Here is a 23,789-nt window from a genome sequence, read left to right as displayed (position 1 = left end):
GCCCTCACGCCGAGCACGATCGGGGCGTAGCGTGGAAGCGTCCCGGCACGCCGAGCTGCGATCTTGGGAGGTCCGGGGATGGAATCCGAGCCCGCCCTCAGAGCAGTCGGACAGATGCGCCCCGGAGATCATCTGCTCCTCGGCTACGACACGGACGACGAACGGGAAACCGTACTCACCGCGTTCCTCCTCGACGGGCTGGCCAGCGGGCACCGTGGTCTGGTCCTGACCCCGGCCGAGATCCCGGCGGACCTCGCGCTCACGTTCCTGGAGGCGCACGGTTGCCCGGTCGACAAGGAACTCGCCGCCGGGCGGCTGTCCGTTGACCCGCATCTCGCGACTCCCGAGGGCCTGTGGGATCTGGACGAGGTGATCCGCCGCGAGGCGCGCCGCGCGGTCGGCGACGGCTACCTCGGGCTGCGCGTCAGCATGGAGATCCTGCGCGGTCACGCGGGCACGGGCCTGAAGACGCTGCACGACAGCGAACTCCTCCTCGACCCCGTCTTCGCGTCCCTGCCGGTCCTCGGCATCTGCCAGTACGACCGCCGAGTCTTCGACGAGGACGAACTGGCCCCGCTCGACGGGCTCCACCACGGCCGGGTCGCCGCCGACCTCGTCTGGCACGACGACCTGCTGTCCATCACCCGCACCTTCGCCCCACCCGGTCTCGCCCTGGCCGGAGAGATCGACGACACGAACGTCACCGCCGTGGCCCGCGCCCTGCACGCCGAGACGGCCCGCGCCCAGGCCCGCCACGCGAACGGCCTCCGCACCCGGCTCGACCTGCGCGAACTGCGCTTCGTCGATGTCGGCGCGCTGCGTCTGCTGGTCTTCTCGGCTCTCGGCCTGTCCGCGTCCGGCGGCACCCTTGTGCTGTACGGCGTCGCCCCGCACGTACAGCGACTGATGCGGGTCACGGGATGGGACCGCGTACCAGGTCTGCGTGTGGAAAAGAGCGACGACGGCGAAGGGGCGGGACCATGACACGCAGCGAGTTCGTCCACCGGGCGCTGTGCTACGGCTCCGACGACGAGTTCCTGGAAGCAACCCTCGCCTTCGCCCACGACGGCCTGGACGCAGGCGACGCCGTTCTCGCCGTCCTCGCCTCCCGCAACGTCACTCTTCTCGACGAGGCGCTCGGCCCCCGCTCCCGCGACGTCGAGTTCATCGACGCCGACGACTGGTACGGGTATCCCTCCCGCACCCTGGGCCGGTACAGCGCGTACTGCGCCGAGCACGAGACCGGTCCGTCGGGCGGCCCGCGCCGGGTCCGCATCATCGGCGAACCGGTCTGGTCGGGCCGTACGGACTTCGAGGCCCGCGAGTGGATGCGCTACGAGTCGCTGGTCAACGTCGCCTTCGCCGACACCGGCCACTGGATCCTCTGCCCCTACGACACCCGCACCGTTCCCACCGACATCGTCCGCACCGCAGCCCGCACCCACCCCGAACTCGCCCTCGGCGCCCGGGAATCGGTCCCCAGCGGACGCTACGCCGACCCGGCCGACTTCTACGCCGAGTGTGACGCGGCACGGCCTTCCGGCGTCCTCGAGGGCCACGACGACATCCCCTTCGTACGCGGCCGGTCCGTGGCCGTCCGCCGCGCCCTCGCCATGTACGCCCGAGGCCTCGGGTTGTCCGAGCAGCGGACGTACGACCTGGTGACGGCGGTGCACGAGGCCGTGATCAACGCCGTGCGGTACGGGGGCGGGCGCGGCATCGTCCGACTGCGCGGCGACGCCCACTACGTGATCTGCGAGGTCGCCGACGAGGGAGTGAACACCGCCGCCGCGTCTGCCCCGTTCCCCGGGCATCTCCCGCCTGACCTGCGTGCCGCGGGCGGACACGGGATGTGGGTGGTACGGCAGCTGAGCGACCTGGTCACCGAAGATCTCCGGCCCGGGGGCTCCGTGGTCCGCATGTACTTCCGGCGCCCCGGGCGGGGCGTTCGTCAGCGGGAGTTCGCTTCTCCGGGCGGGTGAAGCCCGCGCCGAGCAGGTTCTGGCCCACCACCGGGCGTCGACGGCTCCGCCCACAGCGAAGTCCGGTCCACCTCGGCGGTGTAAGGGTGTAAGCATGTAATCCAAGCTTTGGGCAAGCGGGAAGGTCGACCTCGTGGCCGAGACAGTCTCCGAGCCCGACCGCTCCGGCAAGGAGCAGGCCGCGCTCGACTCGTACTCCCAGATCGTCGTCTCGGTCGCCGCCGAGCTCACTCCGAAGGTGGCGGCCCTGAACGTGGCGCACCGGCGCTACAGAGGTCGATTCGTGATGGGTACCGGCTCCGCGGTGGTGTTCACCGACGACGGCTTCCTGCTCACCAACGCCCATGTCGTCGGGCACTCCGACGCCGGCACGGCGTCCTTCGCCGACGGCACGACCACCCCCTTCCACGTCATCGGTGCCGACCCGCTGTCCGACCTCGCGGTGGTCCGCGCCGACGGACCGACCCCGCCCCCGGCCCGGCTCGGGGAGGCCAACGCGCTGCGCGTCGGCCAGCTGGTGGTCGCGGTCGGCAACCCGCTCGGGCTGGCCGGCAGCGTCACCGCGGGCGTGGTCAGCGCCCTGGGCCGTTCGCTGCCGGCCAGCACCGGCACCGCGACCCGCATCATCGACGACGTCGTACAGACCGATGCCGCCCTCTACCCCGGCAGCTCGGGCGGGGCGCTCGCCACCGCCGACGGCAGCGTCGTCGGCATCAACACCGCCATCGCCGAGATCGGCCTCGGCCTCGCGATCCCGATGAACGACACCAGCCGGCAGATCGTCGCCGCCCTGCTCTCCGACGGGCGGGTCCGCCGCGCCTATCTCGGCCTCGCCGGCACGCCCGCGCCACTGCCGCCGCCGCTTCGGGCGCGGACCGGTCAGCGCACCGGCCTGCGCATCGTCGAGGTCGTGCCCGCCTCGCCCGCCGCCCGCGCCGGGCTGCGGACCGGTGACCTGCTGCTCACCGCCCATGACGAGCCGGTGACCAGCGCGCAGGCGCTGCAGCGGCTGATGCTCGAGGACGCCATAGGGCAGCCGCTCGCACTGACCGCGCTGCGCGGCGACGCCCTCGTGGACGTCATCGCCACGCCGGCAGAGCTGGCCGTGGACGACTGACACGGGCGGCGGCCACGGTCGGAAAAGGCGTTGAATCCTGATACGGGCGATTTGACGACTTCAACGAGATCGTGATTTTCGTCATCCTGGAAGCGGCCGCGCGACGATGTCGATTCTCACTGTGCGTCAACATCGCCTCCGCCCCGGGCTCAATGCCTTCGCCATTGCTGTGGCCGCGTGCCTCTTTGGCCGTGGTGTTGTCAGTCGGACTGCTCAACCGCGTTTTGAAACGGCATCGCTTCCAAGCTGCCACATTTCATGGTTCCCACATTCTGCCGTGATCTCGGCCGTCGCCTGAGCCGCGGTGAAGAAGTCATCGACCACCGGCGAGGTGCGCGATGCCGCCGCCGCGAGGCACACCTGGTCGGGCGCCAGATCCGGGATGGGCACATAGACGACGTCCGGATGTGCGTAGAACACGGATGCCGAACGGGCCAGGAACGAGATGCCCCGGCCGGCCGCGACATGCTCGAGCGTCTCGTCCACCCCGCGCACCAGGTACCCGGCGTTGGGGTGCGGGCGCCTGGTGGGCTGCGTGCCCGGGTCGGCATGCCAGACCAGCCGTTCGCCGGCCAGGTCGGCCTCGGTGACCTGATCCTTGCCGGCCAACCGGTGGCCGGCGGGCAGCACCGCCACCCGCGGCTCGGTGTACAGCGGGGTGACGCGCAGGCCGGCCTCGTCGATGGGCAGCCGCACATAGCCGACGTCGATGCGGCCGTCGAGCAGCATCGGGGCCTGGTCGTCCCCTTCGATCCGCTGCACGTCCACGATCACGTCCGGGTGCCGGGCCTCGAACGCCCGCGCCGCCGGGATGACCGGGATGCCGGCCCGGAAACCGACCATCAGCCGCCGGCTGCCACGGGCGGCCACGGACACCCGGCGGCGGACCGCGTGCGCGGAGGCGAGCAGCGGACCGGCGTCGGCCAGCAGTTGTCGGCCCGCGTCTGTCAGCGCTACGCCGTGGCGGTCCCTGGTGAACAGTGAGGCGCCGAGATCGTGCTCGAGCGCGCGGATCTGCCGGCTGAGCACCGGCTGCGCGATATGCAGCTCCTCGGCGGCGCGGCCGAAGTGCAACTGGTCGGCCACGGCGGCGAAGTAACGCAATTTGCGCAGGTCCAGATCCATGGCGTCTCCCAGTCCGGTGATGCCTTCAGGGTATCACCGCGGCTAAAAGAGGTCTTGGACACCCACTCAGGCCAATGGCAGCCTGAATAGGTACCTATTGGGGCCGAAGCGAATTCGGCACAAAGAATTCGACATCGGAACTTGACAGCAGGGCCCAGGCCCAGAATGCGCACAGTGTTTCCGATACCCATCAATTCAACGGAGTGATCGTGGGAAAGCTCGATGGCAAGGTAGCGGTGATCACCGGCGGATCCACCGGCATGGCACTGGCCGGCGCCAAACTGTTCGTCGAGGAAGGAGCGCACGTCTTCATCCAGGCCCGGCGGCAGGAAGCACTGAACGACGCCGTCAAGCTGATCGGCCGCAACGTCACCGCCGTCCAGGGTGATGCGGCCGAACTGGACGACCTGGACCGTTTGTACGACACCGTCAAGCGGGAAAAGGGCTCGATCGACGTGCTGTGGGCCAGCGCCGGGATGGGCGAAGCCGCCGTCCTCGGCGAGATCACCGAGGAGCACTTCCACCGCGCCTTCTGGCTCAACGCGCGCGGCACCCTGTTCACCGTGCAGAAGGCACTGCCGCTGATCAACGACAACGGCTCGATCTTCATGACCGGATCCAACGCCTCCCTCGGCGCCTTCCCCGGCTGGAGCCTCTACGCGGGAAGCAAAGCCGTCCAGCAGGCCTGGGCCCGCGTCTGGCTCAACGAACTGCGTGACCGCAAGATCCGGGTCAACGTCCTGACCCCCGGCCAGGTCGCCACCGCCAAGCAGGAAGAACTGTTCGACGAGGCGACCAAGGCCGCATTCGAGTCCCTCATCCCCCGCGGAAAGATGGGCCGCCCCGAAGAAATCGCCACCGTCGCCCTGTTCCTCGCCTCCGACGACTCCAGTTACGTCAACGGCCTGGAACTGGTCTCCGACGGCGGCACCACCGCCATCTGAAGTGTTGCGCGGGCGCCGAATGCGCGTGCTGACGAGCCGGAGGTACCGGGAAAGGCGCGGCAGTTGGCCCAGAAACGTCGCGGTCGACGCCCTGCGCCTGACCCGGCACGAACGAGACAGAGCGACACCTCGAGAACAGGAAGAGAGCACACCTCATGGGCAGCATCACCCTCATCGGTACGGGGAACATGGCCCGTACCATCGGCACGCTCGCGGTGGCGGGCGGCAACACCGTCGAGGTCATGGGACGCGATCAGTCCAAGGCCGATGACCTGGCCAAGACTCTGGGCGGCGGCGCGACGACGGGCAAGTGGGGCGCCGTCCCGGCCGGGGACATCGTCATCACGGCCCTGTTGTACGACGGTGTCGTTCCGGTCGTCACCGAGTACGGAGACGCCCTCGCGGGCAAGGTCATCGTCGACATCAGCAACCCCTTCAACGCCACGTTCGACGGACTGGCCCACAGCGAGGAGACCTCGATCGCGCAGGAAGTCGCCAAGGTGGCCCCGGCCGGCGCCAGCGTGGTGAAGGCCTTCAACACCATCTTCCGTGATGTCCTGGAAAAGGGCCGGCCCAACGTCTTCATCGCCGGCGACAATGCGCAGGCCAAGGCGGGCGTGGCGGCATTCATCGAGAGCCTCGGGCTGCGCCCGCTGGACGTCGGCGGCCTCAAAATGGCGCACTGGCTGGAAGGAATGGGCGTGGTCACGGTGGGCCTCGCCGGCAACGGGGTTGGCCACTGGAACTTCGCCCTCGGCGTTAACGAATTTACCGGCTGAGCCCCCGGGGCCGAGCAGTCGGCGAACAGGGCGCCGTGCGCCCTGACAATGGTTCGGGCGGCCGGTGCGGCGGGTGCTGCGGCCTTGCGGTGGCGCGAGGACGACGGTGACGCCGAAAGGGGCCGAGAAAGTGGCCCACGAAGCCGCTGCGAAGGGCGACGTCAACGCGCTGACCGAACTGGCTCGTTGGCGGGAAATGGCCTCCGGCATGGCGATACCGGCTGGACGGATGTGCTGCGTTACGGGTTGGATGCCGCCGGCTCCCCGGTCCCGCCCTGGTGAGGTCGGGGTGCCGGAACGGCAGCCCACGGCCAATCGCTCTATGAGCGCGTCATGTTCGGACGGCCCGGACCGCGAGTGGGACGGCAGGGCAAGGGCGGGAGAGATCCGCGGGTCAGCCCTGCCGCGAGGAGCGCCGTGGCGCTTCCGGCTTCGGTGCTGGCCGCCACACCCAGGTCGGTCGGCACCGGACACCGTGGGCCGGAAAACGCCGGGGCACCCTCCACGCGCTCGCTCGCTACTCACCTGTCTCGTGCTCCGGACGATCCATGGCCGGCGGCTCGTTGTAGGTGATCACGACCGGCGCGTTTGCCTCCGCCCGTGCGCGGTCCGACGCCGTCGCGATCTCCTCGTAGGTCCATTCCCTGTGCAGGCGCTCCCCGTGGGCATCGGTGATGTCGATGACCACGCTGGTCCAGTCCTCGGCGGGCTGTTCGGGGACGAGTCCCAGCTCGTACGTAGCGTCCTGGAGGAGGGATTCGGTGACGCGTATGCCGGTGAGTCTCTCGGCCACAGCGAGGACCGCCGCCTTCCGGTCGACCTCCGGGGCGCTCTCGTCGTGCTCTCCCTTGGAGGTCAGAGGGAAGCCGACCTCCCGCAGCAGGGGGACCAGTTCATCGGGGGTGGTGCCGTCGCGCGACGAGGGGCCCTCGAACGTCGTACGGAGCTCACCGTCCTCGAACCAGTGGAAGAGGTGGATGGGCTTGCCGCCGTTGGTCGAGTGCGCCACGACCCGGCCGCCCCTCGACAGCGTCTCCACACACGGCGCCGCGATCCCCAGGCCGCCGTCGAAGCCGAGGACGAGTGTCCAGGCGCCGTGCTCGCCCGGAGCGCTGAAGGCGCCCGCGACGTAGGACTCGTCCCAGTGGTCGTCATCCACCTCGGCGCGGTGCGCGTCGTCCGCCTCGATCAGCCCGGCCGTCCCCTCCCCGGCGCCGCGCGGTTCCGCCTCCATCGCGCGCAGTACCTCGCGCGGGCTGCGCCCCCGTATCAGTGTCAGGGTGTATCCGCCCATCATGTGGCGGAACAGCGGCGAGGTGCGGATCCAGGCGTAGTCGTGCGCGGTCACCAAGCTCATACGGCGCAGTGTGCCTGATGCCTCTGACAACGTCCGGTACAAGCCGGTTCTTACAACATGATCGTGTTACGAGCTCTTGCAACCGAATGGCCCGGCCGGATGTCTCACATAATGAGATAACTTCCCCTTACCAGGAGAAACGGGGGGCGTCATGCAACACCATCCGCGCCGGGCGGCCGTCGCCGCAGGCATCCTTCTCACCGCCGCCGTCGGCACCACGATTCCCGCCTCCGCTGCCACGCAGGCCGAGGCATCCCGGCGGGCTCCCGCAACCGCACTCGTCGTCAACGCCCGCTGGGGCGGGCACTGCTCCTTCGACCGGATCGTCATCGACGTCCGGGGCACCATGCCCCCGGTCACCGTGAAGCCGGTCGGGGAACTGCGTTACGACGGCACCGGGGCGAAGGTCCCGCTCGCAGGGAAGCACTTCCTGGAGATCAAGCTCTCTCCCGCCGCCGCGCACAACGAGGCAGGCCAGTCGGTGTACCGGGGGCCACGACTGGTGAAGATCCACCTGCCCAAGCTCAAGGGCCTCGCCCTGACCGGCGACTTCGAGGGTGTGGTCACCTTCGGGGCCGCTTCCCACACCAAGCCCGTGTACAACACCTTCAAGCTGCACTCACCGGAGCGCTTCGTCCTCGACATCCGGCACGCCAACCGGTGTGCCTGACCGCTCCTGTACGGCCGGCCGGGCGACGGAGTCCCGTGGCTGGGAAAGAAATGGACGGGGTGATGCCCGGGCTTGTAGCTTGCAGCGGACCGCGACACCGCCCGAGGAGGTGAGACCCATGAACGCTGTATCGATGTGGGTGCTCCCCTTCCCGTCACGGTCGGGCGATTGACGTAGGTGTCGCCGGGAGTGCCTTGCCGACAAGGCACTCCCGAAAGGCAACTCCTATGCACTCTCCGCAGTTCACCGCCGAGCCGTCGTCGAACAGTACGGTCGAGCCCGGCTTCACCGTGGGCGACGTCCCCGGACTCCGGTCGTCGGCCTCCGGCGCCGATCGCGCGCCCCTCATGTTCGACGTGATCATTGCCGGGTGCGGGCCGACCGGTGCGATGCTGGCCGCCGAACTACGGCTGCACGATGTGCGGGTACTCGTTCTGGAGAAGGAAACCGAGCCCGTGTCGTTCGTCCGCATTGTCGGTCTGCATATTCGCAGTCTCGAGCTGATGGCCATGCGCGGACTGCTGGACCGCATTCTCGAACACGGAAGACAGCGTCCGGCCGCCGGATTCTTCGCCGCCATCCCCAAACCCGCGCCCGAGGGCCTGGATTCCGCGTACGCCTATCTGCTGGGCATCGCGCAGCCGGTCATCGTTCACCTGCTCGAACAGCATGCGATCCAACTGGGTGCGCAGGTCCGGCGCGGTTGTGCGGTGGCCGCTTTCGAGCAGGACGACGAGGGTGTGACCGTCGAGCTGGCCGACGGGCAACAGCTACGGTCGCGCTATCTCGTCGGCTGTGACGGCGGGCGCAGTACGGTGCGCAAACTGCTCGGCGTCGGCTTCCCCGGCGAACCCTCGCGTACCGAGACGCTGATGGGCGAGATGGAAGTGGGTGTGCCGCAGGAGGAGATCGCCGCCAAGGTGACCGAAACCCGCGAGACGCATCAGCGATTCTGGCTCCGGCCCTTCGGCAAAGGGGTCTATAGCGTCATCGTCCCCGCCGCGGGAGTCAGCGATAGCGCGGAAGCGCCCACCCTCGAGGATTTCAAACAACAGCTGCGCACCGTCGCCGGAACCGATTTCGGCGTTCACTCCCCGCGCTGGTTGTCCCGCTTCGGGGATGCCACCCGGCTTGCCGAACGTTATCGGGTCGGGCGGGTGCTGCTGGCCGGCGATGCGGCACACATCCATCCGCCCACCGGCGGACAGGGCCTCAACCTGGGCGTTCAGGACGCATTCAACCTCGGCTGGAAACTGGCCGCACAGATCCGCGGCTGGGCGCCGAAAACACTGCTGGACACCTACCAGGCCGAACGCCATCCGGTCGCCGAGGACGTACTGGACAACACCCGCGCCCAGATGGAACTGCACTCCACCGAACCGGGCCCGCAGGCCGTGCGCAGACTGCTCACCGAACTGATGGACTTCGACGAGGTGAACCGCTATCTCATCGAGAAGATCACCGCGATCGGCATCCGCTACGACTTCGGCGAAGGCCCCGACCTGCTCGGCCGCCGCCTGCGCGACATCGAGGTGAAACAGGGCCACCTCTACGGTCTGCTGCATCGCGGCCGCGGCCTGCTCCTTGACCGCACCGAACGCCTGACCGTCGGCGGCTGGTCGGACCGGGTCGATTACCTCGCGGATCCCACTGCGGTACTGGATGTTCCGTGCCTGCTGCTACGTCCCGACGGCCACGTCGCCTGGATCGGCGACGATCAGCAGGACCTGGACGACCACCTCTCCCGCTGGTTCGGCAAGCCCGCCAACTGATTTCGCCTGAGCTAACCCGAGCCATCACGCAAGGGGGATCTACAGCACACCAACTCTCAGAACACGATCGAGGGCTTCCCGGCCTGCGGGTCCCCAGTTCGGCTTGCCGCCGGGAAGGCCCCGGTCTCCGTTCTGGCCCATGAGCATCAGGAAGAGGCTCTTCATAGCGGCCAGCCCGCGGGCGCGCCGGATCGCCGCCTCGTCCGCGCGCGCGTACATGTCGAAGAACCGTGAGGCGGCGCCCGCGGGTAGCAGCACCCATGCGGCGGCAAGGTCCCACGCCGGATCGCCGGCGAACAGGGCACCGAAGTCGACGATGCCCGAGAGCGTTCCGTCCGAGACGACGACGTTCGCGGGATGCAGGTCACCGTGCACCCACACCGGCGGGCCCTCCCACTCGGGGGCCGCAACGGCATCGTCCCAGACGGCCCGGACCTCGTCGGCAATGCCGCCGGGGACAACGGCTTCAAAGAAGTGGTCGAAGCCGTCCGTGCACTTCTTGGGGTGAGCACCGAAGTCCGAGCTGATCGGCGCCTCGGCGGGCGCCTCCACATGGAGCGCCCTGAGGAAGCCGGCCAGTGTGTCGGCCGCGTGGGCGCCGCGGCTGATCGAGCCGTGGTCCAGCGGCTCGCCGTTCACCCACGTCATCACGGTCCAGTGCTTGGGGAAGCGCTCGGACGGTTCGCCGAACCGCACCGGGGTCGGCACCGGGAGCGGCAGGCGCGGGGCCAGCACGGGTAGCCACCGCCGCTCCTTGAGCTGGAGCTCCGGGGTGGGGTCCATGCGCTGCATACGCACGGCCAACTCGTCCCCGAGGCGCCACATTTGGTTGCCCCAGCCGCCCGCCACCTCACGGATGGCCAGCCCGGCGAGGTCCGGATGCTGCTCCTGCAGCAGGTCGTGGACCAGGTCTGCCGTGATCTCGATGTCAAAGACCGTCATGGGTTCTGGCACAGCTTCTTCTCAGAGGGCGGCGTACAGGGCGTCTATGAGCGCCATCTTCCGCGGGTCGTCGGCGATGTGCGGCCCCATGCGGTTCATGACATAGCCCAGGGAGACGCCCGCCTCCGGATCGGCGAGACCGCAGGAGCCGCCGAAGCCGTCGTGTCCGAAAGCCCGCGGGTTGGGGCCGTACGAGCCGCCCGGCCCGCTGAGCCAGAGGCCGAGCGCGGCCTCCGTGTCGCTCGCCAAGCCGGCGCCGAGCACCAGGTCCCGGCAGGCGCCCTGACCCTCGCGGACCCGCTCGGCGGCTTCCGGCGAAAGGATGCGATGCGAGTCGTACGACCCGTGCCCCGCGAAGATCCCGTACAGCGCGGCGACCGCGCGTGCCGTGCCGTGACCGTTGGCGGCCGGGATCTCGGCGGCCCGCCACTGCGGGGTGTTGGCCTCGGTCGCGCCGACCGGGGGATTGGCGAGGGCGGCCAGTGCCGCGGGCGTCAACTGGCTGAAGACCGCGGCCTGTTCGCTCGCCGCCGCGGCCGGCGCACGCACCAGCTCTGCCGCACGCCCGGCCTCCTTCTCCGGCAGCCCGATCGTGAAGTCGATGCCGAGCGGCCCGGTCACCTCCCGCTCCAGAAACGCGCCCGGCCGCAACCCCGAGACACGCCGCACCACTTCACCGACCAGGTGGCCGTACGTTATCGCGTGGTACCCGGACACCGTCCCCGGCTCCCACCACGGCTCCATCGCCGCCAGCCGCTTCGTGGTCAGCTCCCAGTCGTAGAACTGCTCGACCGAGTGCGGCTCACGCGGCCCGGACAGGCCCGCCCGGTGCGACAGCAGATGCCGTACGAGCACGGATTCCTTGCCCGCGGCCGCGAACTCCGGCCAGTACGCGGCCACCGGCGCGTCGAAGTCCAGCAGCCCCCGGTCGGCCAGGATGTGCGCGCACAGCGCCGTCGGACCCTTCGACGTCGACCACACGTTGACGAGCGTGTTCCGCTCCCAGGCGCGGGTGCGCGCCGCGTCCGCCCAGCCGCCCCACAGGTCCACCACGGTCTCGCCGTCGAGCGTGACGGTCACCGCCGCGCCCAGTTCACCCCGGTCACGGAAGTTCTCCTCGAACGCCGTGCGCACCGCCCCGAAGCGCGCCTCGCAGTGGCCTTGAACCTGGGACATGTGCCCTCCGAGCAACTCGATCGAGGAACAGAGACGAAGCGGTCGACCGGTCTTCAGAGACGCCCGGGCAGCCAGGCCAGTTGGGCCGCCTCCTGGTACGGGCCGCCGCCCTCGTGGTCGTTGAAGTCGTACACCTCGATCGCCTTGTCGTCCTGGGGCCACGCGTTGAAGGCGGCGAACACCGTCGACGGCGGGCAGGTCTGGTCCTCCAGGGCCGCCGAGAACAGGGCGGGTGCCCGGCCGCGTGCCGCGAAGTGCACGCCGTCGAAGTAGGAGAGCGTGCGCTGTACCTGCTCGGTGCGGCCGCGGTGCGTCTTGAGGTAGTTGCCGATCTCCCGGTACGGATCGCGGTCCGTCAGCGTCGTCGCGCGCGGGAAGTCGCACAGGAACGGCACGTCCGGGGCGATCGCCGCCAGATCCGGTACGAGACCGCCGACCGCGATCGTGATGCCGCCGCCCTGGCTCGAGCCGACCGCCGCGGTGCGCGAGGCGTCGACGAGCGGATGCGAGCGGGCCGCCTCCACGGCCCGTACCGCATCGGTGAACAGCCGCCGGTAGTAGTAGCTTTCGGGGTCCTCGACACCACGGGTCATGAAACCGGGATACGCGGGCGCGCTGCCCACCGGGTCCGGTGTCTCGCCGCCTCCCCACGCGCTGCCCTGGCCGCGGGTGTCCATCACGAAGTGTGCGAAGCCCGCCGACGCCCACAGCAGATGCGTATGCGGAAGACCGCGCCCGCCGCCGTACCCGACGAACTGCACGACCGCGGGGAGCGGCGTGTTCGCCCAGGAGGGCAGTACCAGCCAGCCCTTCACCGGGTGACCGCCGAACCCGGCGAACGTGACGTCGTACACCTTCACGGTCTTCAGGTGCGTCTCGACCGGCTCGAACGAGGCGCCCAGATCGTGGTCGCGTGCCTCCTGAAGCGTCTTGGCCCAGAAGGCGTCGAAGTCCTCGGGCTCGACGGACGCGCTGCGGTAGCCCCGGAGCTGGTCGAGGGGCAGGTCGAACAAGGCCATGAATGACCGCCTTTACGGGATCACGGACACGGGTGCGGGTGATCACACCGTACGGGTGCCGTCGGCGGGCCGCCAGACCCTTCTCCGCCGCCCAGGGAGCCCCGTCAGGCCCAGCATCAGGCCCAGCGTCGGCCCCACTCGGGTCCCGTACGGGCCCACTCGCGTTCCCATTCGGCCAAGCGGCGGCGGAGGGCGACACGGCGTACCACGAAGTGCGCGATCAGGACGACGGAGGCGGCGCCGCCGGTGGCGCAGGCTCCCGTTGCGAACGTGCGCTGCCAGATCGCGGTGCTGTCCGCCGGGGCGGCGACGATCCGGCCCTCGTCGTCCAGCCAGACATGGGTGCGGTCGCCGGGGCGTGTGCCGGCCGGAACCCGGGCCTCGCCCGTGTGGGGCCGCTCGCCCGGCTCGGCCCAGCGCACGGCGACCCAGTAGCTGGGCTGCTTGCCGCCCTGGGCACTGGGTACCGTGCCGGGCGCCTGCTCGGTGACCTCCGCGCGCACCCGGTGGCGTTCCGCCCGCTGTTCCACCGCCGCGTCCCGCGCCCCGTCGTACGCCCGCCAGCCTGTGACGAGCCCGGTCACCGGGGCGCCGACGCACAGCAGGACGGCGACGACCAGGGCCGTCCACGCCTCCACCACGTCGGAGCGGCGGCGCAGCGGATTGCTCCGCCACCGCCAGCCGCGCACCCGCGTGCCCATGCCCGCGCCTCCCCACCACTCGCGTCCGGGCCGACACCGTCCGGTTCCCCGGAGGGACCTTTCCCGGAGGCGCCTTTCCCGGATGGACTGGTCACCGTCGTACGCCACCCGAGTTCCCAGCCGACGCCGAACGACTCCGGCGACTCTCTCTCCCGGCGCGCCACCCGCGGCCGGACGCCCCGGCCCACGACCCTGGATCCGTCGGCGCACGACTGATCCGCGCCCCGCGTGGAACCCGCGTTCCACCTGCACAGAAACCGCAGCACCAGCACCGGCACGGAAACAGCCACGTCAACACCCGCTCGGAACACCCGCCGGCAACGTCCACTCGGAACGGCCACTCGAAGGCGTCCGCAGGAAACAGGAGCCCCCATGGCGAAGGACCGCGTAGCAGCGCTCGACGCCCACTGGCGCGCCGCCAACTACCTGGCCGCCGGCCAGATCTATCTGCTCGCCAACCCGCTGCTGACCGAGCCGCTCGCGCCCGAGCACATCAAACCGCGGCTCCTCGGTCACTGGGGCACCGCTCCCGGTCTCAACCTGGTGCACACCCACCTCAACCGTGTCATCACGGACCGTGACCTCGATGCGATCTGCGTCTGGGGACCGGGGCACGGCGGGCCTGCCGTGCTCGCCAACTCCTGGCTGGAGGGCAGCTACACCCAGACCTATCCGGACATCACGCGGGACGTCGCCGGCATGGAGCGGCTCTTCCGGCAGTTCTCGTTCCCTGGCGGCGTGCCGAGCCATGTCGCACCGGAGACGCCGGGCTCCCTCCACGAGGGCGGCGAACTCGGTTACTCGCTCGCGCACGCCTACGGTGCGGCCTTCGACAACCCGGGCCTGCTGGTGGCGTGCGTGATCGGCGACGGCGAGGCGGAGACCGGGCCGCTCGCCGCCTCCTGGCACTCCAACAAGTTCCTCGATCCGGTGCACGACGGCGCCGTCCTGCCGATCCTGCACCTCAACGGCTACAAGATCGCCAATCCCACGCTGCTCGCCCGGCTCCCGCAGGCCGAGCTCGACGAACTCCTGCGCGGCTACGGCCACGAGCCGCTGCACGTGACCGGCGACGATCCCCGCCGCGTCCACCAGGACATGGCGAAGGCGATGGACCAGGCCCTGGACCGCATCGCCCGCATCCAGCGCGAAGCCCGCACCGGCAAGGAGAACGGCCGCCCCCGGTGGCCCGTGATCGTCCTGCGCACCCCGAAGGGCTGGACAGGGCCCGCCGAGGTCGACGGGGTACCGGTCGAGGGAACGTGGCGCTCGCACCAGGTGCCGCTCGCCGGGGTTCGCGAAAACCCGGATCACCTGCGGCAGTTGGAGGCCTGGCTGCGCTCGTACCGTCCTGAAGAGCTCTTTGACGCCGACGGCCGCCCCACCGGTCCCGTCCTGGAAAGCGTGCCCAAGGGCGCCCGCCGTCTCGGCACCAACCCGCACGCCAACGGCGGTCTGCTGCTGCGCTCCCTGCCCGTGCCCCGCCTGGAGGACTTCGCCGTCCCCGTGGACAAACCGGGCACGAGTCTGCACGAGCCGACCCGGGTCCTCGGCGGTCTGCTCGCCCGCGTCATGGCCGACACGGCCGAGCGCCGCGACTTCCGCGTCGTCGGGCCCGACGAGACCGAGTCGAACCGGCTGGGCGCCCTCTACTCCGCGACGGGCAAGGCCTGGCAGGCGGAGGTCACCGGCACCGACGAACACCTGGCCCGCGACGGCCGCGTACTGGAGGTGCTGTCCGAACACCTCTGCCAGGGCTGGCTGGAGGGCTATCTGCTCACCGGACGGCACGGTCTGTTCTCCTCGTACGAGGCGTTCGTGCACATCGTCGACTCGATGGTCAACCAGCACATCAAGTGGCTGAAGACCTCACGGGAGCTGCCGTGGCGTGCCCCGATCGCCTCGCTCAACTACCTGCTGACCTCGCACGTATGGCGGCAGGACCACAACGGCTTCTCGCACCAGGACCCGGGCTTCGTCGACCACGTTCTCAACAAGAGTCCCGAGGTCGTACGCGTCTATCTGCCGCCGGACGCCAACACCCTGCTGTCCGTGGCTGACCACGCCCTGAGCAGCCGCGACTACGTGAACGTGATCGTCGCCGGGAAGCAACCCTGCTTCGACTGGCTGTCGTTGGACCAGGCCCGTGCCCACTGCGCCCGCGGCGCCGGAATCTGGGAGTGGGCGGGCACCGCGAACGGTTCGCGTGAACCGGACGTGGTCCTCGCCTGCGCGGGCGACGTGCCTACCCAGGAAGTCCTCGCCGCGGCCGGGCTGTTGCGCACCCATCTGCCCGAGCTGGCCGTCCGGGTCGTGAACGTCGTCGACATGACGCGACTGCTGCCCGAAGGCCAACACCCGCACGGCATGGCCGACTTCGAGTACGACGCCCTGTTCACCACCGACAAACCGGTGATCTTCGCGTACCACGGCTACCCATGGCTGATCCACCGCCTCGCCTACCGCCGGGCGGGCCATCCCCACCTCCATGTGCGCGGCTACACGGAGTCGGGCACCACCACGACGCCCTTCGACATGGTCGTCCGCAACGACCTCGACCGCTACCGCCTCGTCATGGACGTCATCGACCGCGTACCCGGCCTCGCCGTGCGCGCCGCGGCGGTGCGGCAGGCCATGGCCGACGTCCGCAGCCGCCATCACGCCTGGATCCGCGAGCACGGCACCGACCTCCCGGAGGTCGCCGAGTGGGCCTGGGCCGGCTGACCACCGAGCCTGCGGATCTGCGGAGGCAGGAGCGATGAGCTCGAATAGGCACGAGGAAGGGCACGAGGAAGGGCACGAGCCATGAGCAAGGACACCCGGGCCATCACCGTCGGCATCGACGGTTCCCGCGCCAGCCTGGACGCCGCCGACTGGGCGGCCCGCGAGGCTCACCGCCGCCACCTCGCGCTGCGCCTCCTGCACGCGGGCGCCGACCCCGCCGGGCTCGCACAGCTCCCGGACGGCGAGCTCTCCCGTACGACGCTCGACCGGGTCGCCGTCCAACTCGCGTACGCCCACCCGGCCCTGGACATCATCGCCCGCCGCACCGAGACCCCCGCGATCCCGGCGCTGCTCGCCGCCGCGGCGGAGTCGGAGGCCCTGGCCCTCGGCTCACGCGGCTTCAGCGACTTCGCCGGCTTCCTGGTCGGCTCGGTCGCGCTCGCCGTCGCCTCCCGCGCCGCACGCCCGGCGGTTCTGGTGCGCGCGGGCGAACTCCCCGAAGAGGAACGCGTGCCCGTCGACGAGGAGACACCGCCGGCGGAAGCCCCGTACCTGCCGGTGGTCCTCGGCCTGGACCTGGCGGACCCCGCCGACGGCCTCATCGGTTACGCCTTCGACACGGCAGCCGTCCGCGCGGCACCCCTGCACGTGGTGCACGCCTGGACGCCGCCCCCGTCGCGCGACCACACCGTCGGAGCCCGGACGCGGGACGACACGGCCGAGCAGGAGGACGTCGGCCGGCGCTCCCTGGCGGTGATCCTGCAGCCGTGGCGGCACAAGTTCCCGGAGACGACCGTCCTGGAGCAGGTGGTGCACGGTTTCGCGGGACACCATCTGCTGAAGGCGTCGACCAGGGCCGGGCTGCTGGTCATCGGCCGCCGCGACACGGCCGGACCCCGCCTGGGCCGTGTGGCCCACTTCGTGATCCACCACTGCGCGTGCCCGGTCGCGGTGGTCCCGCACGACTGAAACCGCGTCCTATCGGCGTTGGCGGCCGCGCACGAGCAGATGGAGGAAGTACGGGGTGCCGATCGCTGCGGTCATCAGACCGGCGCCGAGCTGAGCCGGCGCGATCACGGTACGGCCGACAAGGTCGGCGGTGCAGACGAGCACTGCACCGAGGAGCACGGCGACCGGCACGACCCGGGCGTGCTGCCGGCCCACCAGGGCCCGGGCCGCATGGGGTGCCACGAGCCCGACGAAACCGATGGTGCCCGCCGCTGCCACGGCGGTGGCGCTGAGCAGGACGCTCAGTACGAGGAAGCCCAGGCGGCCCCGCGCCAGATCGAGTCCCAGGAGCCTCGGGGTGTCCTCGTCGAGCGAGACGAGATCGAGCTCGGTGCGCCGCACGACCGCGACGAGCAAGGCCGCGGTGAGCACGGCCGCGAGCGGTGCCACGTCCGGCAGGGTGCGCCCGTAGGTGGACCCGGAGAGCCAGGTGAGGGCCATCGTCGCGTTGAACGGGTCGGTGAGAATGATGAGCAGGCTGATCAGCGCGGCGGTCCCGGTGGCGACGCCGAATCCGACCAGGACGAGCCGGTTCTGCTGGAACCCGCCTCGCGCGGCGAGCCCGAACACGAGGACCGAACTGAGCGCGGCGCCCGCGAACGCGCCGCCGGCCACGCCCCACGAGCCGACGGCGGGCACCGTCGTCACCAGGAGCACGGCACCGAGCGCGGCGCCGCCGGAAACGCCCAGGATGCCGGGATCAGCGAGTGGGTTGCGGGTCACGGCCTGGACGAGCGTCCCGGCCAGCGCGAGGGCCGCACCCGCGAGGAGCGCCGCGAGGACCCGGGGCACCCGGGTGTCCAGGACGAACGTGATGGTCAGGCCGGCCCGGCCCTGTGCCCAGTTCGCCACATCACCCAGCAACAGCTTGCTGTCGCCCAGCAGCACGGCGGCGATCGTCACGCCGACGAGCATGGCCACCAGGACGGCCGTGGTGGTGAGGAAGACGGCCCGGCTCCTGATGCGCAGCCGGTCCTGCGCGGCTGCTCCTGCGGTGTCCCGGACCCTCGTGGCCATCAGGATCAGAAAGACGGCGCCGACGAGGCTGGTGACGACGCCGGTCGGAACGGCGACGGCGACGTCCGCGGGCACGACGGCGCGCAGCAGCACGTCCGAGCCGAGTACCAGCGCCGCACCGGCAAGACCCACGACCGGAAGGCTGGTACGCGTCCGTGAGAACGCGCGGATCCTGCGGGCGAAGGGGCGGACGAGGGCGGGCGCGCACAGGCCGACGAAGCCGATCGGCCCGGCGAGTGTGACGGCCGCCGCGGAGAGCAGCGCCGCAAGTACGACCCCCGTTACCCGGGTGCCACGGACCGGCACGCCGAGGCCGCGGGCGGCGTCGTCACCGAGCGCCAGGGCGTCGACCCGGCGGGCGAGCAGCAGGAGCCCGACGAGACCGGCGAGGCCGATCGGGGCCATCTGCAGCACGCCGTCGAACCCGTTCTGGGAGATGCTGCCCTGGTTCCACTGGTAGAGGCCCTCCGTCTGCTGGGGGAACAGCAGGAGCAGGCCCTCGGTGACGGCGTGGAGGCCGAGGGTGAGGGCACTGCCGGCGAGAACGAGCCGGACGGTGCCCGCACCGAGGCCGGAAAGGCCGAGCACGACGGCCGCCGCCGCGAGGCCGCCGGCGAACGCGACGCCGGAGGAGGCGAACAGCGGGAGCGAGACGCCGGTGACGGCGACAAGGCCGAGGGCCAGATAGGAGCCGGCGTTCACCGCGAGGGTGTCGGGCGAGGCGAGCACGTTGCGGCTGACCGACTGCAGGGCGGCGCCCGCCATGCCGAGCACGGCGCCGACGAGCAGCCCCGCCGTCATCCTCGGCAGCCGCGAGGCGATGATGACGGACGCGTCGTCCGGGTCGGCCCTGCCGGTGAGCGCCTTCCAGACCTCGGGTGCGCCGACCTCGGCGGTGCCCTGCGTGATGTCGACGACCGCGAGGCCCGCGACGAGGAGCACCAGAGCCGCCGTCACCGCGACCGCGCCGGTCCGGGACGTGGCCGCCGACGGACGGGTGGCGGGAGTTGTTGCGGTGACGGCCATGGTGTTACTTCGTCAGCGCGTCGACGACGGCGTCGACGTACGTGCCCATCGACTCGGGACCGCCGAACATCCAGATGCCGTCGGGCAGCCGGTGGACGTTGCCCTTCTTCACGAACGGCAGGGACGTCCACACGGAGTCCTTCTTCAGGACTCCGTTGAACGGCGTGCTCGTCTTGTCGCCGTCGTTGCCGATGTAGGCGAACTGCACGTCGCCGAGCTTGGTGAGGCCCTCGACGTCGGTGGCGCCGAGACCGTAGTTCTCGTCGCCCTTGACCGTCCAGGCGTTCTTCAGGCCGATCTTCTCGTTGACCGCACCGATGAGCGAGCCGCTGGTGAACGGCCGGATGGAGACCTGGTTGGAGACGAGGTAGCCGTCGGCGAAGGCGTACTTCGCGCCGCCCATGCCGGCGTCGGCGAGAGCCTTCTTGCCCTCGGCGAGCTTCGTGTCGAACTGTGTCTTGAGCTTCTCGGCCTGCTGCGTGGTGCCGGTTGCCTGCGCGAACAGGTCGAGGTTCTCGGTCATCCGACCGATCGGGTCGGCGGTGTCGGCCGACTGCGTCACCATGACCGGGGCTATCTTGCGCAGCTGCTTCACGGCGGCGGGCTTCAGGTCGCTGCTGGCGACGATGAGGTCCGGCGACAGGGCGGCGATGGTGTCCATGCTCGGCTCGCCGCGCGTGCCGATGTCCTTGGGCTCGTTCTTGAGCGGGACGGCGGTGTCCCAGGTGTTGTAGCCCTTGATGTCGGCGACGCCGACGGGATCGACGCCCAGCGAGATCAGACTCTCCACCTCGTTCCATTCGGTCGCGACGACCTTCTTGGCCGGTCCGTCGAGCTCGACCTTCGCGCCCGTGGCGTCGGTGAGGGTGATGCGCTCGGAGGTCTTCTTCGCGTCGGCGGCGTCGGCGGCGGGCTCGGTCGTCCCGCAGGCGGACAGGGTGAGCGCCGCGGCGGTGGCGACCGCCGCGGTCATCAGGAGGCGTCTCATGAGGTGGTACTGAGCCTTTCGCTTCGCGTGTGATGCCGGCCGATCGCGCGGGTGCGCAGCAGGCCTGTGAGCGGGTCGGTGTCGACTTCGATGCGGATGCCGTAGGTGTCGGTCAGCCGCTCCGGCGTCAGTACGGCCTCGGGGAGGCCGTCGGCGGTGATCCGTCCGGCACGGAGCAGCACGATCCGGTCGGCGATCGCCGCGGCCTGGTCGAGGTCGTGCAGGACGGCACCGACGGCGATCCCGTGGTCGTCCGCCAAGTCACGGACGAGGTCGAGGAGTTCGACCTGGTACCGCAGGTCGAGGTAGGTCGTCGGCTCGTCGAGGAGCAGCACGCCGGTCTCCTGAGCGAGGCAGCCGGCGAGCCAGACGCGCTGGAGCTGCCCTCCGGAGAGGTGCTCGGCGCCGCGTTCGGCGAGTTCCGTGACGCCCGTCATGGCCAGCGCGCGGTCCACCGCGGCCGTGCCGTCCGGGTCCGCCCTGCCCCAGCGCCCCCGGTACGGGTAGCGGCCGAACTCGACGACGTCTCGCACGGTCAGCCCGCTGGGGGTGGGGCGCCCTTGGGTCAGCAGGGCGACATGGCGTGAGAAGTCGCGGGAGGTCAGGGCCATGCCGTCGGTGTCGGCGTCGATGGTGAGCGTGGCGGCCCTGGGCCGCTGCAGCCGCGCGATCGTGCGCAGCAGCGTCGACTTCCCGCTGCCGTTCGGGCCCACCAGGACGGTCACTTCGCCGGGCCGTAGCGTCAACGACGCGTCGTGTACGACGTCGACGTCTTCGTACGCCACGGTGACACCCGTGGCCGACAGTTCATGCCCGCGGGGACGTCTGACCGCGGAGGACTCTTCACCGGCTTTCACGCCGCGAAGGTTAGCCTAACCTTACCCAGGGCTGGTAGGGCGGCACGAAGCACGGTCAGCCGAAGCGCTCGATGCGGATACGGTCCACCGGCTGACCCGCGTCGACGAGGAGCCGCGAGGCATGCTCGGCGAAGCCGTTGGAGCCGCACACATAGGCCTCCCAGCCGCCGTCCGGCCGGTCGGCGAGGAGCGCCGCCACATGGGCGGCCGACAGCCGGCCCACGGGCACGCCGGGAGGCGCACTGCGCGTGAACACGGGCACGGTCTCGGTGCCGTACTCCCGCGCGTAGATCAACTCCTCGGGACTGCGCGCCGAGACGAGCAGACGCAGCGGTACGGACAGCCCGCGCGCGCGATGGTGGCGGACCATCGACATCAGCGGTACGACACCGGAGCCCGCGCCGACGAGCAGGGCGGGCCGGTCCCCGGTCCAGGTGAAGAAACCGCTGTTCGGACCGCGGACCTCGACCTCGTCGCCGGGCTCGGCAACCGTGTGGAACCAGCCGGACACCTCGCCGCCCTCGACATGGTCGAGGGTGAGCTCGATGTGCCCGGCATCGTCGGGCGGCGACGCGATCGAATAGTGCCGCTGGGCGGTGTAGCCGTCCTCCGCCGTGAGCCGCAGCATCAGATGCTGGCCGGGCACATGGCCACGCCAGCCCGGCACTGCGAACCGGAAGGTGGCCGCGCGCGGAGTCTCACGGCGGATCTCGGTGAGCGTGGCGCGCTGCCAGGTGGTCGCCGTGTCGTTGCCCACCGCGATCCGGCCGGGCACGGCGAACCGGGTCGGGGGCGTGAAGGTCCCGGTCATGTGAAGGCCGTCGGTCAGCGGAGTCTCAGTCACCGGAGTAGCGCTGCTCTTCCCAGGGGTTGCCGCGGTGGTGGTAGCCGTTCTGCTCCCAGAAGCCCGGCTCGTCATGGTCGAGGAGCCTGAGGCCCGCGATCCACTTGGCGCTCTTCCAGAAGTACAGGTGCGGCACGAGCAGCCGCGCCGGACCACCGTGCTCCGCGGGCAGCGGCTCGTCGCCGTACTCCCAGACGATCCACGCGCGCCCGCCGGTCAGATCGGCCAGCGGCAGGTTCGTGGTGTACCCGGTGTGCGCGTACGCGACCGCGTGCGTCGCCTCCGGAGCGGGGCGTACGAGATCCAGGAACGCGTCCACCGACACGCCCCCGAAGCGCACTCCGAACTTGGACCAGCTCGTCACGCAATGGATGTCGCCCTCGTACGCGGACGCCGGCAGCGCGTGCGCCTCGTCCCAGGACCAGGTGCGCGGCTCGGCCACCAGGCCGTCGACGGTGAACGTCCAGTCAGCGGCCGCCAGTTCGGGCGTGACCTCGGCGGACAGGACCGGCCAGTCGTCACCCGCGTCGTACTGGCCGGGCGGCAGCCCGGCGTTGTGGACGCGCGGACGTCCGGTGAAGCCTCGCGTGACATGCATACGGGTGGTGCCTCCAGGCCGTCGGTACGCCGTCGGTAGGGCGGCCCTTGATCGTCGCGTACGCGTTCCACGGTACCTGGCGCGTGCACGGGGAATAGCCGCCGGGCGATCTTCCTTGCAGGCTAGAGCCGGGCTGCCCCGGCTGGCCCCCGAATGGCGACAGTTGAGGAGAGTGAGGCAGCACATGCCCAAGGCGTACGTCTTCACGCGGTTCGGTGGTCCGGAGACCGAGGCCCTCGTCGACCAGGACAGGCCGAGCCCCGGTCCCGGTCAACTCCTGGTCGCCGTACGGGCGGCGGGTGTGAACCCCGTCGACTGGAAGCAGCGCAGCGGCTACGCCCGCCCCGGCCAGTCCGCGCGCGAACTGCCCGCCGTGTTCGGCAACGAGGCCGCCGGCGTGGTCGAGAAGGTCGGCGACGACGTCACCGGCTTCGCGGTCGGCGACGCGGTCTTCGGCAACCCGGTCGCCGGCGGCTACGCCGAGTACTCCCTGCTGCCCGTCGCGGTCACCGCGCACAAGCCCGCGGAGATCTCCTTCACGGACGCGGCCGCCCTGCCGGTCGCGGCGGCCACGGCGTACGACGGAATCCGTCAGCTCGACCTGCCGGCCGGTGCGACCCTGCTGATCACGGGCGCGGGCGGTGGCGTGGGGGTGGCCGCCGTCCAGATCGCGCGCGCCTTCGGGGTGAAGGTCATCGGCACGGCCAGTGCGGGCAAGAAGGACTTCGTCGAGTCGCTCGGGGCCGTGCACGTGCCCTCGGGCCCGGACTTCGTGGCGGACGTGCGGGCCGCGGCCCCGGACGGTGTGGACGCCGTCTACGACCTGATCGGCGGCGACGTCCTCGAAGCCGCGGCCGAACTCCTCACCGACCGCACGAAGTTGATCACCGCGGGCGGCAAGGACATCGTTGGCCGGCTCGGCGGCGCCCCCGTCGCCCGGGCCCGCAACTCCGCGATCCTCGACGAGGTCGCACAACTCGTGGTCGACGGCAAGTTGAACCCCTTCGTGACCCGGACCTTCCCGTTGGCCAGGGCCGGGGAGGCGCTGCGCACCGTGGAGGACGGCCATGCGCGCGGGAAGATCGTCATCGAGGTCGTCGGCTGAGCACACCGAGGGGACCGGGTGGGCGGTAGGGCCGGGGG

At 70.6% G+C, this 23,789-nt stretch carries 20 protein-coding genes and 1 pseudogene; 10 read left to right on the top strand and 11 right to left on the bottom strand.

Going from position 1 to position 23,789, the window contains the following annotated elements; all coding sequences use genetic code 11:
* The first annotated feature begins 78 nt into the window (after positions 1-78).
* The 3 genes from G5C60_RS18090 to G5C60_RS18080 all read left to right on the top strand — a co-directional run bounded on the left by G5C60_RS18090 (position 79) and on the right by G5C60_RS18080 (position 3,099).
* A complete protein-coding gene (locus G5C60_RS18090; protein ID WP_165260451.1) occupies positions 79-984 on the top strand; it encodes an MEDS domain-containing protein in 906 nt (301 codons plus the stop codon).
* Entirely contained in the window at positions 981-1,982 is a 1,002-nt protein-coding gene (locus tag G5C60_RS18085; RefSeq protein ID WP_165260449.1) for a sensor histidine kinase, read from the top strand. Before G5C60_RS18090 ends, G5C60_RS18085 begins: the two co-directional genes overlap by 4 nt.
* Positions 1,983-2,115: 133 nt before the next feature.
* A complete protein-coding gene (locus tag G5C60_RS18080; RefSeq protein WP_165260447.1) occupies positions 2,116-3,099 on the top strand; it encodes a trypsin-like peptidase domain-containing protein in 984 nt (327 codons plus the stop codon).
* A 213-nt stretch (positions 3,100-3,312) separates the two neighbouring features.
* On the opposite strand, the gene G5C60_RS18075 is transcribed toward G5C60_RS18080, so the two are convergent.
* Positions 3,313-4,224: a LysR family transcriptional regulator gene (locus tag G5C60_RS18075; protein WP_165260445.1), complete on the bottom strand. Its 912-nt coding sequence runs from the start codon at positions 4,222-4,224 to the stop codon at positions 3,313-3,315.
* Positions 4,225-4,433: 209 nt separating this feature from the next.
* On the opposite strand from G5C60_RS18075, the gene G5C60_RS18070 reads away from it, so the two are divergent.
* Both G5C60_RS18070 and G5C60_RS18065 read left to right on the top strand, forming a co-directional pair.
* On the top strand, positions 4,434-5,168 hold the full coding sequence (locus tag G5C60_RS18070; protein WP_165260443.1) for an SDR family oxidoreductase: 735 nt from the start codon (positions 4,434-4,436) through the stop codon (positions 5,166-5,168).
* Positions 5,169-5,323: 155 nt separating this feature from the next.
* On the top strand, positions 5,324-5,947 hold the full coding sequence (locus G5C60_RS18065) for an NADPH-dependent F420 reductase (RefSeq protein WP_165260441.1): 624 nt from the start codon (positions 5,324-5,326) through the stop codon (positions 5,945-5,947).
* A 517-nt stretch (positions 5,948-6,464) separates the two neighbouring features.
* On the opposite strand, the gene G5C60_RS18060 is transcribed toward G5C60_RS18065, so the two are convergent.
* Positions 6,465-7,304, bottom strand: coding sequence for a DUF6461 domain-containing protein (locus G5C60_RS18060; protein WP_165260439.1), 840 nt, complete (start codon positions 7,302-7,304; stop codon positions 6,465-6,467).
* Positions 7,305-7,455: 151 nt separating this feature from the next.
* Between G5C60_RS18060 and G5C60_RS18055 the strand changes: the two genes are divergently transcribed.
* The gene (locus G5C60_RS18055; protein ID WP_165260437.1) at positions 7,456-7,974 is read left to right on the top strand and encodes an AMIN-like domain-containing (lipo)protein; all 519 of its coding nucleotides are present in this window, start codon (positions 7,456-7,458) and stop codon (positions 7,972-7,974) included.
* A gap of 227 nt (positions 7,975-8,201) precedes the next feature.
* On the top strand, positions 8,202-9,746 hold the full coding sequence (gene rox / locus G5C60_RS18050; RefSeq protein ID WP_165260435.1) for a rifampin monooxygenase: 1,545 nt from the start codon (positions 8,202-8,204) through the stop codon (positions 9,744-9,746).
* A 39-nt stretch (positions 9,747-9,785) separates the two neighbouring features.
* On the opposite strand, the gene G5C60_RS18045 is transcribed toward rox, so the two are convergent.
* The 4 genes from G5C60_RS18045 to G5C60_RS18030 form a co-directional block, all read right to left on the bottom strand.
* Entirely contained in the window at positions 9,786-10,688 is a 903-nt protein-coding gene (locus tag G5C60_RS18045; protein ID WP_165260433.1) for an aminoglycoside phosphotransferase family protein, read from the bottom strand.
* 21 nt (positions 10,689-10,709) lie between these two features.
* Positions 10,710-11,864, bottom strand: a complete 1,155-nt coding sequence (locus G5C60_RS18040; protein ID WP_165260431.1) for a serine hydrolase domain-containing protein — start codon at positions 11,862-11,864, stop codon at positions 10,710-10,712.
* Positions 11,865-11,917: 53 nt separating this feature from the next.
* Entirely contained in the window at positions 11,918-12,883 is a 966-nt protein-coding gene (locus G5C60_RS18035; protein WP_165260429.1) for an acetylxylan esterase, read from the bottom strand.
* Positions 12,884-12,999: 116 nt separating this feature from the next.
* Entirely contained in the window at positions 13,000-13,584 is a 585-nt protein-coding gene (locus G5C60_RS18030; RefSeq protein WP_165260427.1) for an Rv1733c family protein, read from the bottom strand.
* A 348-nt stretch (positions 13,585-13,932) separates the two neighbouring features.
* Between G5C60_RS18030 and G5C60_RS18025 the strand changes: the two are divergent.
* Both G5C60_RS18025 and G5C60_RS18020 read left to right on the top strand, forming a co-directional pair.
* Positions 13,933-16,308, top strand: a pseudogene (locus tag G5C60_RS18025) (phosphoketolase family protein); the annotation flags it as partial.
* Positions 16,309-16,389: 81 nt separating this feature from the next.
* Positions 16,390-17,277: a universal stress protein gene (locus tag G5C60_RS18020; RefSeq protein ID WP_165260423.1), complete on the top strand. Its 888-nt coding sequence runs from the start codon at positions 16,390-16,392 to the stop codon at positions 17,275-17,277.
* Between the two features lie 9 nt (positions 17,278-17,286).
* Here the strand turns inward: G5C60_RS18020 and G5C60_RS18015 are convergent, their stop codons facing one another.
* From G5C60_RS18015 to G5C60_RS17995, 5 genes are read right to left on the bottom strand one after another with little or no spacing between them, the layout of a single operon-like run.
* Positions 17,287-19,359 (bottom strand): iron ABC transporter permease, encoded by a 2,073-nt coding sequence (locus tag G5C60_RS18015; protein WP_165260421.1) that lies wholly within the window; start codon positions 19,357-19,359, stop codon positions 17,287-17,289.
* Between the two features lie 4 nt (positions 19,360-19,363).
* Positions 19,364-20,347, bottom strand: coding sequence for an iron-siderophore ABC transporter substrate-binding protein (locus G5C60_RS18010; RefSeq protein WP_165260419.1), 984 nt, complete (start codon positions 20,345-20,347; stop codon positions 19,364-19,366).
* On the bottom strand, positions 20,344-21,204 hold the full coding sequence (locus G5C60_RS18005) for an ATP-binding cassette domain-containing protein (RefSeq protein WP_165260417.1): 861 nt from the start codon (positions 21,202-21,204) through the stop codon (positions 20,344-20,346). Before G5C60_RS18005 ends, G5C60_RS18010 begins: the two co-directional genes overlap by 4 nt.
* Positions 21,205-21,259: 55 nt before the next feature.
* A complete protein-coding gene (locus G5C60_RS18000; RefSeq protein WP_165260494.1) occupies positions 21,260-22,015 on the bottom strand; it encodes a ferredoxin reductase in 756 nt (251 codons plus the stop codon).
* 25 nt (positions 22,016-22,040) lie between these two features.
* Positions 22,041-22,646, bottom strand: a complete 606-nt coding sequence (locus G5C60_RS17995) for a sulfite oxidase-like oxidoreductase (protein ID WP_165260415.1) — start codon at positions 22,644-22,646, stop codon at positions 22,041-22,043.
* Between the two features lie 184 nt (positions 22,647-22,830).
* On the opposite strand from G5C60_RS17995, the gene G5C60_RS17990 reads away from it, so the two are divergent.
* The gene (locus G5C60_RS17990; protein ID WP_165260413.1) at positions 22,831-23,751 is read left to right on the top strand and encodes an NADP-dependent oxidoreductase; all 921 of its coding nucleotides are present in this window, start codon (positions 22,831-22,833) and stop codon (positions 23,749-23,751) included.
* Positions 23,752-23,789 lie beyond the last annotated feature (38 nt).

The organism is Streptomyces scabichelini (genome assembly GCF_011045015.1).
Lineage (GTDB): Bacteria > Actinomycetota > Actinomycetes > Streptomycetales > Streptomycetaceae > Streptomyces > Streptomyces scabichelini.
Note: the sequence above shows the minus strand (reverse complement) of the source record. Positions and strands in the feature narration are given on the sequence as shown.